The organism is Paenibacillus sp. RC21 (assembly GCF_044907935.1).
Lineage (GTDB): Bacteria > Bacillota > Bacilli > Paenibacillales > Paenibacillaceae > Paenibacillus > Paenibacillus terrae_A.
Map to the genome: position 1 here is coordinate 432,573 of NZ_JBIYCS010000002.1, position 16,171 is coordinate 448,743.

Annotated in this window: 15 protein-coding genes; 1 reads left to right on the forward strand and 14 read right to left on the reverse strand. The window is 49.8% G+C overall.

Translation table 11 applies throughout. The annotated features are described in order from the left end of the window. Positions 1–37: 37 nt before the first annotated feature. Entirely contained in the window at positions 38–1,822 is a 1,785-nt protein-coding gene (locus ABIA61_RS07275) for a DAK2 domain-containing protein (protein ID WP_404518843.1), read from the reverse strand. Between the two features lie 512 nt (positions 1,823–2,334). Here ABIA61_RS07275 and rpmB point away from each other — a divergent pair. Then, on the forward strand, positions 2,335–2,523 hold the full coding sequence (gene rpmB / locus ABIA61_RS07280) for a 50S ribosomal protein L28 (RefSeq protein WP_014282288.1): 189 nt from the start codon (positions 2,335–2,337) through the stop codon (positions 2,521–2,523). A gap of 71 nt (positions 2,524–2,594) precedes the next feature. Here the strand turns inward: rpmB and ABIA61_RS07285 are convergent, their stop codons facing one another. The 13 genes from ABIA61_RS07285 to coaBC form a co-directional block, all read right to left on the reverse strand. Further along, entirely contained in the window at positions 2,595–2,726 is a 132-nt protein-coding gene (locus tag ABIA61_RS07285) for a hypothetical protein (protein ID WP_404529618.1), read from the reverse strand. A gap of 24 nt (positions 2,727–2,750) precedes the next feature. After that, positions 2,751–2,831, reverse strand: coding sequence for a stage V sporulation protein SpoVM (spoVM, locus tag ABIA61_RS07290; RefSeq protein ID WP_014282289.1), 81 nt, complete (start codon positions 2,829–2,831; stop codon positions 2,751–2,753). Between the two features lie 142 nt (positions 2,832–2,973). Beyond that, complete coding sequence (locus ABIA61_RS07295) at positions 2,974–3,225, reverse strand: hypothetical protein (protein WP_044649370.1); 252 nt, start codon at positions 3,223–3,225, stop codon at positions 2,974–2,976. Further along, entirely contained in the window at positions 3,222–3,890 is a 669-nt protein-coding gene (gene rpe / locus ABIA61_RS07300) for a ribulose-phosphate 3-epimerase (RefSeq protein ID WP_283652380.1), read from the reverse strand. The genes ABIA61_RS07295 and rpe overlap by 4 nt, the downstream gene beginning before the upstream one ends. 4 nt (positions 3,891–3,894) lie before the next feature. Further along, positions 3,895–4,812 carry a ribosome small subunit-dependent GTPase A gene (gene rsgA, locus ABIA61_RS07305; protein ID WP_404518840.1) on the reverse strand — a complete coding sequence of 306 codons (918 nt, stop codon included), beginning with the start codon at positions 4,810–4,812 and terminating at the stop codon, positions 3,895–3,897. Positions 4,813–4,899: 87 nt separating this feature from the next. Further along, positions 4,900–7,176: a Stk1 family PASTA domain-containing Ser/Thr kinase gene (gene pknB / locus ABIA61_RS07310; RefSeq protein WP_404518839.1), complete on the reverse strand. Its 2,277-nt coding sequence runs from the start codon at positions 7,174–7,176 to the stop codon at positions 4,900–4,902. Then, the gene (locus ABIA61_RS07315) at positions 7,173–7,949 is read right to left on the reverse strand and encodes a Stp1/IreP family PP2C-type Ser/Thr phosphatase (RefSeq protein WP_283652383.1); all 777 of its coding nucleotides are present in this window, start codon (positions 7,947–7,949) and stop codon (positions 7,173–7,175) included. The genes pknB and ABIA61_RS07315 overlap by 4 nt, the downstream gene beginning before the upstream one ends. A gap of 6 nt (positions 7,950–7,955) precedes the next feature. Continuing rightward, positions 7,956–8,996, reverse strand: a complete 1,041-nt coding sequence (rlmN, locus tag ABIA61_RS07320; protein WP_283652384.1) for a dual-specificity RNA methyltransferase RlmN — start codon at positions 8,994–8,996, stop codon at positions 7,956–7,958. Positions 8,997–9,185: 189 nt separating this feature from the next. Further along, a complete protein-coding gene (gene rsmB, locus ABIA61_RS07325; RefSeq protein ID WP_404518974.1) occupies positions 9,186–10,601 on the reverse strand; it encodes a 16S rRNA (cytosine(967)-C(5))-methyltransferase RsmB in 1,416 nt (471 codons plus the stop codon). Then, entirely contained in the window at positions 10,598–11,557 is a 960-nt protein-coding gene (fmt, locus tag ABIA61_RS07330) for a methionyl-tRNA formyltransferase (protein ID WP_404518838.1), read from the reverse strand. The genes rsmB and fmt overlap by 4 nt, the downstream gene beginning before the upstream one ends. Before the next feature lie 6 nt (positions 11,558–11,563). Next, complete coding sequence (gene def / locus ABIA61_RS07335) at positions 11,564–12,061, reverse strand: peptide deformylase (RefSeq protein ID WP_404518837.1); 498 nt, start codon at positions 12,059–12,061, stop codon at positions 11,564–11,566. 130 nt (positions 12,062–12,191) lie between these two features. Beyond that, on the reverse strand, positions 12,192–14,813 hold the full coding sequence (priA, locus tag ABIA61_RS07340; RefSeq protein WP_283652387.1) for a primosomal protein N': 2,622 nt from the start codon (positions 14,811–14,813) through the stop codon (positions 12,192–12,194). Then, on the reverse strand, positions 14,813–16,126 hold the full coding sequence (gene coaBC / locus ABIA61_RS07345) for a bifunctional phosphopantothenoylcysteine decarboxylase/phosphopantothenate--cysteine ligase CoaBC (RefSeq protein ID WP_404580527.1): 1,314 nt from the start codon (positions 16,124–16,126) through the stop codon (positions 14,813–14,815). Before coaBC ends, priA begins: the two co-directional genes overlap by 1 nt. Between the last annotated feature and the right edge of the window lie 45 nt (positions 16,127–16,171).

Consider the following 16,171-nt stretch of genomic DNA (forward strand, 5'->3'; position numbering starts at 1 on the left):
CTTTTGTGGTGAGCTTCTATGGACGCTCTACAGCCCATCAAGTTTCCACCGAAAACAGGTAAGGATAAATCGGCTGACCGCCTTCATGAACTTCCACTTCAGCATCCGAATAATTTTCTTCAAGCCATGCAACGAGCAGCTCTGTATCTTCTTGCTTCGCATCCGAACCTGTGAGAATCGTAACAATCTCATCACCATTCACCAACATTTTGGTCAGCAAAAGACGAGCCGTTGCGATTAATTGTTCTTCAGTCGCTACAATTTTGGAATCCTGAATACCGATATAATGGCCGGCCGTAATGTGCAGGTCATCAAGCGTCGTATCCCGTACTGCATAGGTTACCTGTCCTGATTTCACGCGGCTGACCGCGTCCCGCATGCTGTCCTGATTAGCCTCAAAGGCTTCTTCCTCCTGAAAAGCGAATGCCGCAGCAATACCCTGAGGAATCGTCTTGCTCGGAATAACCGACACCAGGCGCTCCATCTCCAGCAGTTCACGGGCCTGCTCTGCCGCCAGAATAATATTGGAATTATTCGGCAGGATAAAAATGTGCTGAGCCGCAATCGAGCGAGCCGCATTAACAAAGTCTTCCGTACTTGGATTCATCGTCTGACCACCGGAAAGGACAACATCCACACCTAAGCTTCTGAAAATATCAGCAATCCCTTCGCCTGAAGCCACTGCTATGAAACCATAGGGTGCCAGCTCATGAGCCGGTGGCTCAGATGGCTCCTCCTCACGTGCAGGCTCTGCCGGTATTTCAGCAAACCACTCAGGCTCAGGAGCGCCATCCATACCCGCAGACAACAAATCACGATGCTGCTCGCGCATATTCAGAATACGGATCTGTGTAATTTCCCCGTAACGTAGCGCCAGATTCAACACTTCGCCCGGAGCCTTGGAATGAACATGAACCTTAATAACATCATCGTCAGAAATAACAATGATAGAGTCTCCATCCACAGATAACGCTTTCCGGAAGGCTTCCTCATCAAAGTCCGTACCTTGGGCTTCTCCCAATTGTCGATTAATAAAAAATTCCATATCATATAAAAATTCAATATTTTCCGTTTCAAGCTTCGCCTGCGCCGAAATCGGTGCATCCGGTGAAGGAGCAATCTCTTGCGCTGTCGGTCTCTCGGATACATGAGGAGCATAAGCAGTGCGTGCATTCTCCCCTTTTACAATTGGAGCTGTCACCAAACCGCTTCCAAGATGCTGCATGAACCCTTCATAAATATACACAAGTCCTTGTCCACCCGAGTCCACAACCCCAACTTGCTTCAGTACCGGAAGCATGTCCTGCGTCATGGCAAGCGTTTCCTTCGCTTTGGCAAGCACTTCTTCCATCAGTTCAGTAATGTCATTTGTCCGGCGTGAAAAAAACACAGCATGCTTGGCCGCTTCCTTCGCCACGGTAAGAATTGTACCCTCCACCGGCTTAACCACCGCCTTGTAGGCCGCATCCACCCCGCTCTGCAATGCCGATGCGAACTGAAGGGTATTCAATTCCTCGTATGGGGCAGCGTAACGGCTAAAGCCACGAAACAACTGAGACAGGATAACCCCTGAATTGCCGCGGGCTCCCATCAGCAAACCTTTGGATAATATGCCGGACATGACACCGATGGAGGAAGAATCCCCCCTCTTTAATTCTGTTACGCCCGCGCTCATCGTCAAATTCATGTTAGTTCCTGTGTCACCGTCCGGCACCGGAAATACATTAAGTGAATTGACGTGTTCCGCATGCTGCTGTAATTGTTCCGCCCCGGCTAAAACCATTGCGGTAAAATCTGTTCCATTCAAAGAACGATTACTCAAGAGAATTCCCCTTCCTAGCTTAATACACTTGTTTTGCCATCAACCTTCCGCATCGTCATGTTCATCTGTGCGGACAGGTTCAATTGAATTATACTAAAGCCAGACGACGAATACGAATGTCACACTTTCGTAAGCTTTTCGTACTCATGGCCTGATCAGCCTTCCACAGGTCATATATATGAAAAACCAGTCAACCACCCGACACTGAAACATCGGCTGGAATGATAAATATGGTTCCGCCTCTGATCTGTCCGGCATGACTGGAATAAGAATTCACATTCCAACTATTACAAGAATAATCACAGCAATAGCTATCCCATATTGTACTATAATGCGTAAGAGAAATAAATAAAGTTTTTGAATCGGTTGACGGAGCTTTTTTGACTATGATATTATATATAAGTATTGTTTTGTTCAGGTTAGTGACTTACAAAGTCCGACTGACCCAGTCGGCCTGAAGAGCGACCCGTTCCATACGGAACTTGGTTATTTTCAGAATAGGAGGTGGAATCATGTCTCGTAAATGTTCTGTAACAGGCAAAAAGCCTGGCACCGGTAACCACGTATCTCACGCTAACAACCGTAATCGCCGTACTTGGGGCGTCAACGTACAGAAAGTTCGTATTCTCGTTAACGGTAAACCGAAACGCGTTTATGTCAGCACTCGTGCATTGAAAGCCGGTAAAGTGACTCGCGTGTAGTCGCAAAAAAATAACGTTATAAACAAAAGGCACCTCGTTTTAAACGGGTGCTTTTTTGGTTATTCAAAATGTTACGTCCATTCGATCCATGATGTCAAAATGTCAGGCATCTTCCCGCGCGTTCCCGCCTTTTGCTGCCGAGCTACCTTTATGTTATTGTGCCCGGGAAGCATGCCCTGCGTACCTTGCTCTTCATTTTGCATCCTGTGTGTACGTTACCGTGCAATTCAGCTTTTCTGGAATGTATTCAGAATGGCTTTGACGAATCCACCCAGAAATCTTGGTAGCTTGATTGTATAAAACTTCATGCTTCACCCTCCCCATCATCCTCGTGCATCCGTTCTCTGTAGTTTATGCAACCTGTCAAGGGTTGTTGCCATACAAAAAAAGGCTACATGAGAATCCCGCTCATGTAACCATATTTATGCACATCCATCCCATGCTATACCATTAGACAAGTCCACGAACATACAGATATGCTGAGAGTATGAAAATAAATAGGATATAATAAAGCACGCTGCTTATTACAAAGCCGATGCGCAAACCGCGCCGTTCATTTTTACGAAAATAAAACAGCACAATCAGAACGGCAACGAGTGAAAGAAGGGCATTCCAAGGAGCCTTCACCAGCGAGAAGCAACTTAGGATCACACCAGTCGCCATACTCGCTACCGTCATCCACAGCGCTTCGGTCAGCTTCACTTGGACAAATGAGCTGCACTGTCCCGAATAGCCGTAATAGCCGCTCCACGGTCCGCTCTGCCAAATACCGCACTACCAGCCACCAGAACGTCAGCACCTGCTTCAAATACGGCTGGTGCCGTCTCCTCGGCGATGCCACCGTCTACCTCGATATGTACATCCGGACGGCCGATTTCATTCAACCATGTGCGAATCTGTCTGATTTTATCCAGCGTCTCCGGAATAAAAGACTGTCCTCCAAACCCAGGGTTAACTGTCATAACCAGAATCATATCTACATTTGGCAGCACTTCCTTGATCGCATATGGTGAAGTGCCCGGATTGAGGGCCACACCCGCAAGAGCACCTTGCTGCTTGATCAAATGAATGACCCCGTGCAGATGAACACAAGCTTCGGCATGAACGGTGACGATATTAGCTCCAGCCTTCACAAAATCGCCGATGTAACGTTCAGGATGCTCAATCATCAGATGAACGTCCAGAGGAAGGCTCGTATGCGGACGAATAGCCTGAACGATAGGAGGCCCTAAGGTAATATTGGATACAAAATGACCATCCATGACATCCACATGAATCCAGTCTGCTCCTCCTGCTTCAGCTTCCGCAACTTCACTGCCCAAACGGGCAAAATCAGCGGATAAAATCGACGGTGCTATTTTTAACATATGCTCAGTACCTCCGCTTTTTTTCTTTTAACTCCTGATAAAACTGTAAATAGTTATCATACCGGCCCTGCGAAATATGTCCTTCTGACAAGGCCTCTCTCACTTTACAGCCAGGTTCGTGAATATGAGTACAACCTCGAAATTTACACCCATCAGCGTACGGTTGGAATTCACGGAAACACGGGGATAACTCATCCACGCCCAGCTCCAAAAAATCCAGCTGGCTGAAACCCGGTGTATCTGCTACAAAACCGCCATTGTCGAGTGGAATTAATTCTACATGACGAGTCGTGTGCCGTCCTCGGCCCAGCTTATTGCTAATGGCACTCGTCTCCAGCGTTAGGCCCGGTTCCAGCGCATTAAGCATGGAAGACTTCCCGACACCTGACTGTCCGGAAAACACGCTGATTTGACCAGCCAACAGCTTTTTAAGCTCAGCCGTACCTTCCCCGGTACGAGCACTGGTCACCAGTACCTCATAACCAATCTTCTGGTACATTTCCTGAACAGCCAAAACCGTCTCATCCTCCGAAGGACTACCCTCATACAAATCGCGCTTTGTCAGACAGATAATCGTATCCAGCCCGGCGTGCTCAATATGCACCAAAAATTTGTCCAGCAGAGGCAGATTTAAATCCGGCTCACGCAGGGAAAACAACAATACGGCAAGCGTAGTGTTAGCCACTGGCGGGCGAATGAGCTCCGTCGTGCGCTTCCGAATCTCATTAACCATACCTTCCCCGTTTTCAGTCAGTTCGTAAGCGACCCGGTCGCCGACAAGCGGCGTAATCTCTTTTTTCTTAAAAATTCCGCGTGCTCTGCATTGTACCGTAGCTTCGCCGGATACCGGCCGCCCATTCTGATCCAGACTGGAGACATAATAATATCCGCTGAGCGCCTTGACGATCAGACCTTCAGGCATGTGTAAGCCGTCCTCCTTTATATGTTTAAGTTCCAAAATTCGAATAGTGAAAGCGAATAACGGGTAGTATACTGACCTACGGCAAGATTACTGATGCTTTACAGCCTCAATGACTTCACCCTGTTTTTTGTGGAGGCCCTTTTCCTTACCTGAATGGTTTGTGTGTTTAACAGCAAACTCACCACCCGCTAGGCCCGTGGAGCCCGTTTCGGGGGCAAGAGCGGACGGTTCACCGTTACTATTGGTACCATCCTGATTGCTTGGGTCACCCCCAGTATTACCATCATTTGAAGTATCCCCGCTATTCCCTTGTTCGCCACTGCCATTCTGTGAAGAAGTACCTTCTGGCGTATCCGTCGGTGTAGTTCCAGCAGGCGGAGCGATTTGAGGCATCGTCACCGTTCCATTCTTCGCGTCAATATAAGAAACGGGATACGTATCAACAAATTGTCCATCTCTGTATACAGAGACAACACTGTCCTTGTTCGGAGCCAGCAACAGATTAATAGTGAACACTTGTGTCGTATTAATCGTACGGCTTCCCCATTCCTGGTTTTCTCCACGTGCATCCGTATAAGTAATACGAATCTTGCTGTTTTTACCCTCTTCCTTCGGCGCAACTGGCACATTAAATGGCAGTGTAATCGCTTCTGGCGGATAACCAGTGCTTACATAAAACGTAATTTCCGTATTTGGAGGCAAATCACTGCCAGCCTCTGATGGCCACTGCTTGGTTACTTTTCCTTTTTCCTGCTCATAGCTGAATTCCTCTTTAATCGAGCCAACCTTCAAGCCCGCCTTTTTGACCTCATTTTCTGCTTCCTTCTGTGTATGCCCGAGCAGATCTGGCATTTTCACTGTAGCAGCGCCCTTGCTGACCGTCAGCACCACCTGTACCGTATCCTTATCAAAGGACTCATTCGCCGCCGGTGTCTGACTAAGGACGGTTCCTTCGGCCTTGTCACTGAACTGCTCATTCCGCTGAATCTGTGTCTCCTTAATTTGCTGGGAGGTCAACAGCTTGACAGCATCATCATAGCTCTGCCCTTTGACATCCGGCATCGGAGTAAGTGGCTTCGCAATCCCGACTTTCAGCTCAATTTCTGTTCCCTTCTTAACCACAGATTTCTCTGGATAGCTCTGATAGTAAACAATTCCAGGCGCAACCCCATCCTTATACTCACGCTTAATCGGATCCTTAATAACCAACCCGGACTGACTGATCAGCACTTTCGCCTGATCCTCGGTTTTGGTCACCACATTCGGCACTTCAACGTCAGGGACGACGAGCAAATTTTGCACATAGTACACTACGCCGCCCATGCAAAGAAGCAATACGAGCACCAGCGTTATCCATAAGATCGGCTTCTTTTTACTTTTTTTAGCCGTTTGCTTGCTCTGAGGCTTTTCAGAATTGCCGGATTGGACAGACACGTCGTCTCCATTGGAGGACATTCCCATTTGCTGAGGCTTAATAGCCGGAATAACCCGCGTTTGATCCTCGTCGTCCAAATGTGTAAATTCCAGCTTGGATTCATTACGTCGTCCTGGCAACAGGCATGTCTCCAAATCTTTTAACATTTCATCCGCTGATTGATAACGTTCCTCCGGATTTTTGCGCATGGATTTTAAAATGACGTTTTCCACGCTTTGCGGAATCAGCGGATTAATTTTGCGTGGTTCCTCAAACTCCTCTTGCAAATGCTTGAGTGCTACACTGATCGGGCTTTCCCCCAGAAAGGGGAGCTGCGCCGTCAGCATTTGGTATAAAACAATCCCAAGAGAATATAAGTCCGATTTCTCGCCGGTGACGATTCCCTTCGCATGCTCAGGTGAAAAGTAATGGACAGAGCCCACGACAGAGCCTGTCTGGGTAATCGTCGTTGACGTGACGGCTCTAGCAATCCCAAAATCGGTTACCTTAACCCGTCCGTTGCGCCCGATCAATATGTTATGCGGTTTAATGTCCCGGTGAATAATCTGATTTTGGTGAGCGTGTTCCAGCGCATCACAAATTTGAGAAGCGATTCGTACCGCTTCATCCACTTGCAGCGGAGCACGTTCCTTAATGATTTCGTTCAGATTTTTGCCCTCCACGCACTCCATTACGATATAATGGATTTCATCCTCTTGGCCGACATCATAAATACTGACCACATTAGGATGGGAGAGCGAGGCCGCAGACTGCGCCTCACGCCGAAACCGGCGAATAAATTCATCATCATGAACAAATTGCTGACGCAGCACCTTGACCGCCACATTACGATTCAGCAAAATGTCTTGAGCCCTGTACACCAGCGCCATACCGCCGCCGCCGATACGCTCAATAATTTCGTATCTTCCCCCAAGCAGGTGCCCGATCATGCGTCACACCCCTTTTCACTCAATGAAACTGTGTCATCGGGTAATTCAAACAAAGCTACCGTGATGTTGTCGTCGCCTCCGGCAAGCAGTGCCAGATGCAGCAGACGATCTGCTCGTTCTTCCAGAGGATTCTCGGCGGCACCTACTACTTTACTAATTTGCTCCTCTGTCACCAGATTGCTCAGCCCGTCGCTGCACAGTAACAGTACATCGCCTTTTTCCAGAGAAATGGAGTCCATATCCACCTGCACCTCGGAATCAGTACCCAGCGCCCGTGTTAACACATTGCGACGAGGGTGGTTCTCCCGCTCTTCCTTACTGATCTGACCGTTTTTGAATAACTCATTGACCAGCGTGTGATCTTCCGTAATCTGACGTACCGCCCCTTTAGAAATCACATAGGCACGGCTGTCCCCGATATGTCCGATAATCCCGGAGGCATCGTTTAGCAAAACGGCTACAACTGTTGTTCCCATATTATGATACTTGTCATCGTGGGCAGCCGTCTGGAAGATGACTTCATTAGCATGCAAAATAGCGTCGCTAAGCGCCGCTGTCAAAGAATGCGCGGATAACCCGCTCTCCAGCGTCGCCAAATCAGCGGCAAGTGTCTCAACCGCAAGGCGGCTGGCCGTATCACCGGCCAAATGCCCCCCCATGCCGTCGGCAACAATTCCAAGAATATATCCCTGCTCCAAGTGCCTGATCCAGGCAGAATCCTCATTCACCGAACGTACACGTCCGACGTGGCTGACATGAACTGTTTTGATCAAATGGTCTCACCCCAACTCCATATGCTTTGCACGCAACTGGCCGCACGCAGCGGCGATATCATGACCCTGCTCACGCCGGATCGTCACATTGACGCCTTTCTCGGCAAGAATGCGCTGGAAATTAAAAATATCGCTGCGCGATGTGCGCACATACTTGCGCTCAGGCACATGGTTAACCGGAATCAGGTTGACGTGGCACAGCATGTCCTTCAGCACGTCCGCCAGTTCTTCAGCATGTTCCGCCTGATCATTCACTCCACCAATCAAGGCATATTCAAACGAAATTCTCCGGCCTGTTTTAGCAAGATAGTAACGAAGCGATTCCATAACATCCTGAAAAGGATAACGTCGGTTTACAGGCATCAGCTTCGAACGAAGCGCATCATTGGGGGCATGAATGGATATTGCCAGATTAATCTGGGTATCCTCGTCCGCAAATTTGTAAATATTCGGCACGATACCGCTGGTCGACACCGTGATGTGACGCTGACCAATATTCAGACCCTTTTCATGAATCATCGTACGCAAAAATGTCATGGTCGCTTCATAGTTTTCAAAAGGCTCACCCGAACCCATAATGACGATGCTGCTCACACGTTCATTCGTCTTATCCAAAATTTTCTGTGCCTGAACGACCTGCGCAGTTATTTCACCGGCGGTCAGGTTACGTTTGAGTCCACCAAGCGTCGAAGCGCAAAATGTACAGCCGATCCGGCAGCCCACTTGAGTCGTTACACAAATACTGTTTCCGTAATTGTGTCTCATAATAACTGTCTCGATAGCATGATCATCATGCAGACCAAACAGAAATTTTACCGTACCGTCCTTCGACTCCAGCTTTGTAATTTCATGAAGCGTCACAAAACTGAACTGGTCCTCAAGCTTCTCTCTCAGCGACTTGGACAAATTCGTCATCTCACTAAAATCATTGACCCGCTTCACATACAGCCAGTCAAAAATTTGTCCTCCGCGAAAAGCAGGCTCGCCATTACGCTTGGTCCAGTCCTGCAACTCCTCCAGAGTTAAATCATATATAAAAGGTTTCATCAATGTTTGCACCCGTTCCTTCTTCATTAAGTTCTGTTTCATTCTCACAGACAGTGTTTTTCATTCTTCCTATTTTAGCACAAATCCCTTAGGGGGTAAAAATTTTTCGTCCCAATGCAAAAACCGCCGGATGATGTCCGGCGGAATGTGGAAATGTTGGTGGTTGACTGCCTTCGGGATTCTTACGAACTATTTTACCCGGCGCAAACGCGCGATATAAAATCCGTCGCTGTGAAAATGCTGCGGCAACAGCTGTATCGAGCCGCGCTGAGCATGATCCATGCCGTCAGTTACGTCTGATAAGAAATGTCCTTCTGCCAGTTCATACTCGGGATGGTCACTTAAAAAACGGGTGATTTGCCCTTCATTTTCATCCGGTTCAATCGTGCATGTACTGTACACCAGAATACCACCCGGCTTCAAAAGCTCAGCTACGCTGTCCAGCAGTTCATGCTGGAGCTGCGTGATGTCACGAACATCCTGGAGAGTTTTACTCCAGCGCAAGTCAGGCTTGCGGCGGATCACTCCAAAACCGGAGCATGGCGCGTCCAGCAAGACGCGGTCAAATGATGCCGGAGCATAACGATTTTTCAACTCAAGTGCGTCCCCGGTGACCGTTTCCACGGCATCCAGCCCTAGCCGATCTGCCTGTTCCTGGATTAGCCGATGTTTGTGAGCATGCAGATCGTTGGCGATAATCCGGCCCTGATCCTTCATTAACTCAGCCATATGAGCTGTTTTGCCGCCCGGAGCAGCGCAGCAATCCAGTACCAGCATATCCGGCTCAGGCGCAACCGCCTCGGCGACGAGCATGGAGCTTTCGTCCTGCACGGACAGCAAACCGTCTGTATACCAGGAAGTGAGCGCCATATTTCCGCCGCTGCGAACGACAATTCCGTAAGGGCTAACCCCCGATGGAACAGCATCCATCCCTTTCGCAAGCATCTCGTTCAAGAGTTGATCACGACTGGTCATTGTCGTATTCACCCGCACGCTGACCGCAGGTGGCTCATTATTAGCGCAGCAGATGGCTTCCGCAATATCCACACCGTATTGCTTAATCCAGCGCTTGACCAGCCACTGCGGATGGGAATGCTCCAATGCAATCCGTTCCTCGGCTGACAGCCCGTCCGGAATGCGCAGCTTGTCCGGCTCACGCAGCATGCTGCGCAACACGCCGTTGACCATCCCTGAAATCCCCTGGTGTCCGCGACGCTTGGCAATGGTCACTGCTTCACTAACGACTGCATGATCCGGAATGCGATCCAGATATACGATCTGATAGACACTCATTCGCAACAGCGAACGTACCCAAGCCTGGAGCTTGGCTGTTCCTTTCTGAACAAACTTTGTTAGAAAATAATCCAGCGTATTCCGGCGTGCAACCGTACCATATACAAGTTCCGTGGCCAAGCCAGCGTCACTCGCGGACAAGCCCGCCTGTTGAAGCCGACGGTTCAGCTCAAGGTTGCTATATGCACCTTCCTGCTCAACTCCCGTCAGCACGTCCAACGCAACTTCCCTAGCCGTCTGGTTACGGGTCTTGCCTGCTCTTGCACCAACGTCCCTGCCTTGGCCTCCCTGACGGGAGTGACCGCCGCTCACCCGAGCACCGTGCCCGGCTTCATCTGGCCGCCACACGCAAAGTTCCCGGCTTCCATAACCTTCTTGCCTGCCGGCTGCACCTGTGTCAGCCAGAGCGTGCCCTTGCCCGTCTGTACTTCAACGCCACGGGCAGTCAATTGCAGAACTGTTCCGGGTGCTGGAGCATTTGGACCAGCCGCTTCACTATGGATGGAAGGCTGCTCAGCCGCCCATATTTTAAAAACATTTTCTTCCCACAGCGTAAATGCACCTGAAAACGGAACCAGCCCACGAATCCGGTTGTATATTTGCTGCGCACTGTCATTCCACGGAATGCGCTCATCGTCGCGGTTCAGGTTCGGAGCGTAAGTTGCCTCTTCCTCGTTTTGCGGCGTTCGACCCGATTGCCCTGCCAGCAGCTTAGGCAGCTCATCCTGTAAAAGCTCTGCTCCAGCTATGCTCAGCTTCTCAAAAATCGTACCGGATGTATCCTCCGGTTCAATAGCAACCTCAACCCGCGATATCATATCGCCGGTATCCAGTCCTTCCGCCATATACATCAGCGTTACACCTGTAACGGTTTCGCCGTTAATAATTGCACGCTGGATTGGCGCCCCTCCCCGATAACGAGGAAGCAGCGAACCATGTACGTTAAGACAGCCGAAACGGGGCAAGTCCAATACGGATTTAGGCAAAATCTGCCCATAAGCCGCTGTTACGATCAGATCCGGACGCAGCTCCGCCACCTGAGCCACCGCTTCCGGCTGGCGTAAGCGGGTCGGTTGAAGCACGGGCAACCCGCGCTTCTCCGCCGCTTCCTTAACTGGCGTAGGCGTTAATATTTTTTTCCGTCCCTGCGGCTTATCCGGCTGCGTAATGACACCGACTACATTATAGCCATTGTCCAGCAGCATGTTTAACGAAGGCACAGCGAAATCCGGCGTGCCCATAAAGACGATACGAATGTCTTGACTCATCGAACCTCACTCTCCTGTCTGACGGTTCGGTCCTGGCTGTTCCGGAGCAACCTCATATACTTTTTCCGCAATATCCGTAAATAAAACTCCGTTCAAATGGTCAATTTCATGTTGAAAAGCCCGAGAAAGCAATCCTGTCGCTGTAACCGTAATCACCTTACCATCACGGTCCAGCCCCTTGACGGTAACCTTCTCGGCACGACGCACATCACCATTTAACCCAGGAATACTTAAGCAGCCCTCAGCACCCAATTGCTCGCCTTCTTCGGACATAATTTCAGGATTTATCATTTTAATTAAACCATGCTCATCCCCGGCATCCACAACGATTAGACGCTTCAAAATACCTACTTGTGGAGCAGCAAGGCCCACTCCCTCAGCTTCATACATGGTATCTGCCATATCGTCGAGCAGCTTTTGCACGTTAGGCGTAATTTTAGTAACTTCCTTTGCTACTTTGTGCAGTACATCATCCGGTTCCAACACTATAATTCTAATTGACATGACAATAGAACACCTTCCTCTTTATCCTTCATTTAAGCTTCGTCGTATTCACAACAAGCGCGACTGCTACATTATCCTATGTACGGACGGCTTGTCCGCATTAACTGTGCCGAAAACTTTTGCGCATACGCTACATAAGCATCTGCGGATCGACATCCAGACTGACCAGCAGCTTTTGGGCCTGTGCGGATTCCGCCATTTCATCAGCTACCTGCTGGGCCAGACCAATCGCATCTATATTTCCACGCCATTTTATCATACATTGAAATCGGTATCTATTCTTGATTCTCGAAATCGGTGAAGCTACAGGCCCTAAAATGTCAAGCACATCCGATGTAAGCCGATCCATATTGCCGAACCAGCCCCTTTGCCTCGCTCTCCCTTGTACTGTGGCTGAATAGTTCTCAGCCAGTCGAACCAGTACAGGGAGCTGTTCATGAGAGAAGGTCACCAAAATGAGACGGCAATACGGTGGATAATGCAGATTACGGCGGTGTTTTAACTCTTCCCTGACAAAAGAACCGTAGTCGTGCCGACTCGCGTGAATAACCGAGTAATGTTCCGGTGTATAGGTTTGCACGAACACTTCCCCAGGCAATTGATGCCTCCCGGCGCGTCCGGCTACCTGTGTTAACAACTGGAATGTCTTTTCCGCAGCCCGAAAATCCGGTAAATTAAGCGCCGAATCCGCAGTGATGACACCTACCAGCGTTACATCGGGAAAGTCCAGCCCTTTGGCAACCATTTGGGTGCCGAGCAGTACATCCGCTTTTTTATCACGAAATTGCTTGAGCAGCTTTTCATGGGCATTTTTCTCCGTCGTTGTATCGACGTCCATCCGCACGACACGTATACCGGGAAACAGCTTTGCCAGTTCCTCTTCCACTCGCTGAGTACCTGTGCCAAAGTAGCGAATATGCTCACTACCGCATTCCGGACAAACCTGAGGCACGGGCTCAGAATAACCGCAGTAATGGCAACGTAAATTGTTTGACCGCTGATGATATGTGAGCGAAATATCACAATGCGGGCAACCCGCCACATAGCCGCAGCTACGGCACATGACGAACGTAGAATGTCCGCGCCGATTCAGTAGCAATACTGTCTGTTCCTTGCGCTCCAGCCGCTCTGCGATTCCGTTATGCAATGCGCGGCTGAACATGGAGCGGTTGCCAGCACGCAGTTCCTCGCGCATATCCATGATATGCACCTCGGGTAATGAGTTCCCTAGTGCGCGAGTCTGCATTTCAAGCAGCAGCGGTGCAAACTCGTCATTACTTTGCGAGCGGGCCGCGTAATAGCTTTCCAGAGACGGCGTAGCTGAACCAAGAATAACCACAGCCCCATGCTGATGGGCTCTGCGTACAGCCACGTCACGCGCGTGGTATTTGGGTGTCTCTTCCTGCTTATAGGAGGTTTCATGCTCCTCATCCATAATAATAAGGCCAAGTTCACGAAAAGGCGCAAATACAGCCGAACGGGCGCCAATCGCCACCTTCACACGGCCTTCGCGTATTTTACGCCACTCGTCGTAACGTTCGCCTCCGGACAGTCTGCTGTGCATCACCGCGACCTGATCGCCAAAGCGACCTTTAAAACGCTCTACCATTTGCGGTGTCAACGATATTTCCGGAACCAGCACAATCGCCTGACGATTCTGCTCAATACAGCGCTGAATCGTCTGTAGATAAATTTCCGTCTTACCACTGCCCGTAACTCCATGCAGCAAATAAGCTCCTTGCTCACGCGTATCCAGCTGCCGGATGATCCGTTCATACACGTATTGCTGCTCTTCGGTGAGCGGCAACGGCTTCGTAGGCTTGAAGTTTCTACCCCGATAAGGGTCGCGGAACACCTCTACATCCTCAAGCACCGCATAGCCCTTATCCTCCAGCGCCTTGACCGTTGCGGCTGATACACTAAGCGAGGTCATGACTTCCTTCAGCGGCAGGGGCAGAAACTCGCTGCGTTCCAGCAAAAAAGCAAGTACCTCCCGCTGACGCTGCGCTTTGGCGGAAAACTGTTCAAGCGCCGCTGATGCCTCTTCTATGCCGATAGCCAAATCCACGGCCTTCATGGTCTTCTTGCCAAGCTTGTCCTTAATAACCTGACTCTCCTGAAGCACCCCCCGGCGCAACAGCGATTTAATAATCTCTGCTTCTTCGGGGAAACGGCGGCTTAGCTGCTGAAGCGGGACTTGCTCCTTCTCCTGAATAAAGCTGACAATCTGGCGTTCAGCCGGGTCGCTCATACCATCGTCGGTCAGAAGAGCCCATTCGGGTTCTCCCCTCATATCCGACCGCATGGCTCGATGTGTATCCGCTTCTGAACCGTAATTCAAAACGTCAGCAGCAGGCAGATGATCTGTGAATTCATGCTGCTCAGCGATAGAAATATAACGTTCGGCCTTGCCCTTTAACGCTGTAGGAATCATCACTTGCAGCGCCATAATTTGATTGCAGGCATAGCGTTCGCTTATCCATTTACCCAGTTCTACCAGATCCGGAGACAGGGGCGGTACCAAATCCAGCAGCTCCTGTATCGCCCTCATCCGATATTTCGGCGGCTCCTCGGCCGGTACTACCGAGATGACAAATGCCTGCACCGTCCGTTTGCCGAATGGCACTGCAACCCGGCTACCCGGCTCAATCCATGGCCGCATTGACTCAGGAATCAGATAATCGAAAGTACGATCCGTATCCTTGGCGGGCACATCTACAATAACTTTGGCAACTAAATTGCCCATTTCCATTAATGCAACACCCCACCCATACGTCCAGCCGCTATCGTAAGGAGCTTACGCGCTACTTCTTCCTTTGACTGCACAGGAATACGTTCTACCATTCCGCCACGGTCATAAATTTGTACAGCGTTCGTATCGACGCCAAAGCCTGCTCCATCAGCAGTTACGTCGTTAGCCGCCAGAAGATCACAATTTTTTCGCTCCAGCTTATCCATGGCATACGTCTCCAGGTTCCCGGTCTCCGCAGCAAAGCCGATTAAAAATTGATGCTTCTTGCTTCGTCCGAGTGACTCCAGAATATCGATATTCTTCACTAACTCCAGTGTAAATGTACTATCCTTCTTCTTGATCTTGGTCAGTGCCGCCTCACGCGGTCGATAGTCTGCAACCGCAGCAGCCATCACGACCAAATCGCTCTCTTCCCACTGTCTGAGCACAGCGCTATACATGTCGTCAGCGGACTGAACTTTTTCAATCGAAATGCCCACAGGAGGCTCCGCACTTGTATTTGCAGCAATCAAATGTACATCGGCACCCAACTCCTGAGCCACTTTTGCGATGGCAAAGCCCATTTTACCGGAAGAGTCATTCGTAATATAACGTACCGGATCAATTCTCTCGATCGTGCCTCCAGCGGTTACAATCACTTTTTTGCCTGACAGCAACCGTTCATTGCCATTCAGCAGCGAACCTTGCGATTGTCCACCCGAATCCACAGCTTCTCCGCCAAACCAACGTGGCTCCGGCTTGTTGGTGACGCCCTTACCTTCCTGTTCTTGCTGTTCAAAAAACCGTTCTACCGTTTGTACGATGGTTTCCGGCTCTTCCAACCGTCCTTTGCCAACATAACCACAAGCCAGCAATCCTTCACCCGGCTCAATCATCATGACACCCCGGGATACGAGCGTCTCCATGTTTTGCATTACTGCGGGATGAGTATACATATGCACGTTCATAGCAGGTGCTACCATAATAGGTGCTGTCGTTGCCAGCAGCGTTGTGGATAGCATATCTTCAGCAAGCCCATGCGCCATTTTCCCGATGATATTTGCGGTTGCAGGTGCAACCAGCACCAGATCGGCTTTGTCCGCCAGATGAATATGGGATACGACGGACGGTTCTCTTTCATCAAACGTGTCACTGTATACCGGATTACGAGAGAGCGACTGAAGCGTAAGCTCGGTAATAAACTCCTTCGCGGATGCCGTCATAATGACATGAACCTCGGCTCCCTTTTGCGTTAGCTTACTACACAGCGCAGCCCCTTTATAAGCGGCAATTCCGCCGGTAATACCAAGAATAATAACTTTCCCCTTCAACATCGTTAACTCCCCCTGACCGAAAAAAATAACAACCTTGCGGTTGTC

Coding starts and splice junctions, on each gene's coding strand:
- rpmB (WP_014282288.1), top strand. CDS start 2,335: ATGTCTCGTAAATGTTCTGTAACAGGCAAAAAGCCTGGCACCGGTAAC.
- ABIA61_RS07285 (WP_404529618.1), bottom strand. CDS start 2,726: ATGCAAAATGAAGAGCAAGGTACGCAGGGCATGCTTCCCGGGCACAAT.
- spoVM (WP_014282289.1), bottom strand. CDS start 2,831: ATGAAGTTTTATACAATCAAGCTACCAAGATTTCTGGGTGGATTCGTC.
- rpe (WP_283652380.1), bottom strand. CDS start 3,890: ATGTTAAAAATAGCACCGTCGATTTTATCCGCTGATTTTGCCCGTTTG.
- rsgA (WP_404518840.1), bottom strand. CDS start 4,812: ATGCCTGAAGGTCTGATCGTCAAGGCGCTCAGCGGATATTATTATGTC.
- pknB (WP_404518839.1), bottom strand. CDS start 7,176: ATGATCGGGCACCTGCTTGGGGGAAGATACGAAATTATTGAGCGTATC.
- rlmN (WP_283652384.1), bottom strand. CDS start 8,996: ATGAAACCTTTTATATATGATTTAACTCTGGAGGAGTTGCAGGACTGG.
- fmt (WP_404518838.1), bottom strand. CDS start 11,557: ATGAGTCAAGACATTCGTATCGTCTTTATGGGCACGCCGGATTTCGCT.
- def (WP_404518837.1), bottom strand. CDS start 12,061: ATGTCAATTAGAATTATAGTGTTGGAACCGGATGATGTACTGCACAAA.
- priA (WP_283652387.1), bottom strand. CDS start 14,813: ATGGAAATGGGCAATTTAGTTGCCAAAGTTATTGTAGATGTGCCCGCC.
- coaBC (WP_404580527.1), bottom strand. CDS start 16,126: ATGTTGAAGGGGAAAGTTATTATTCTTGGTATTACCGGCGGAATTGCC.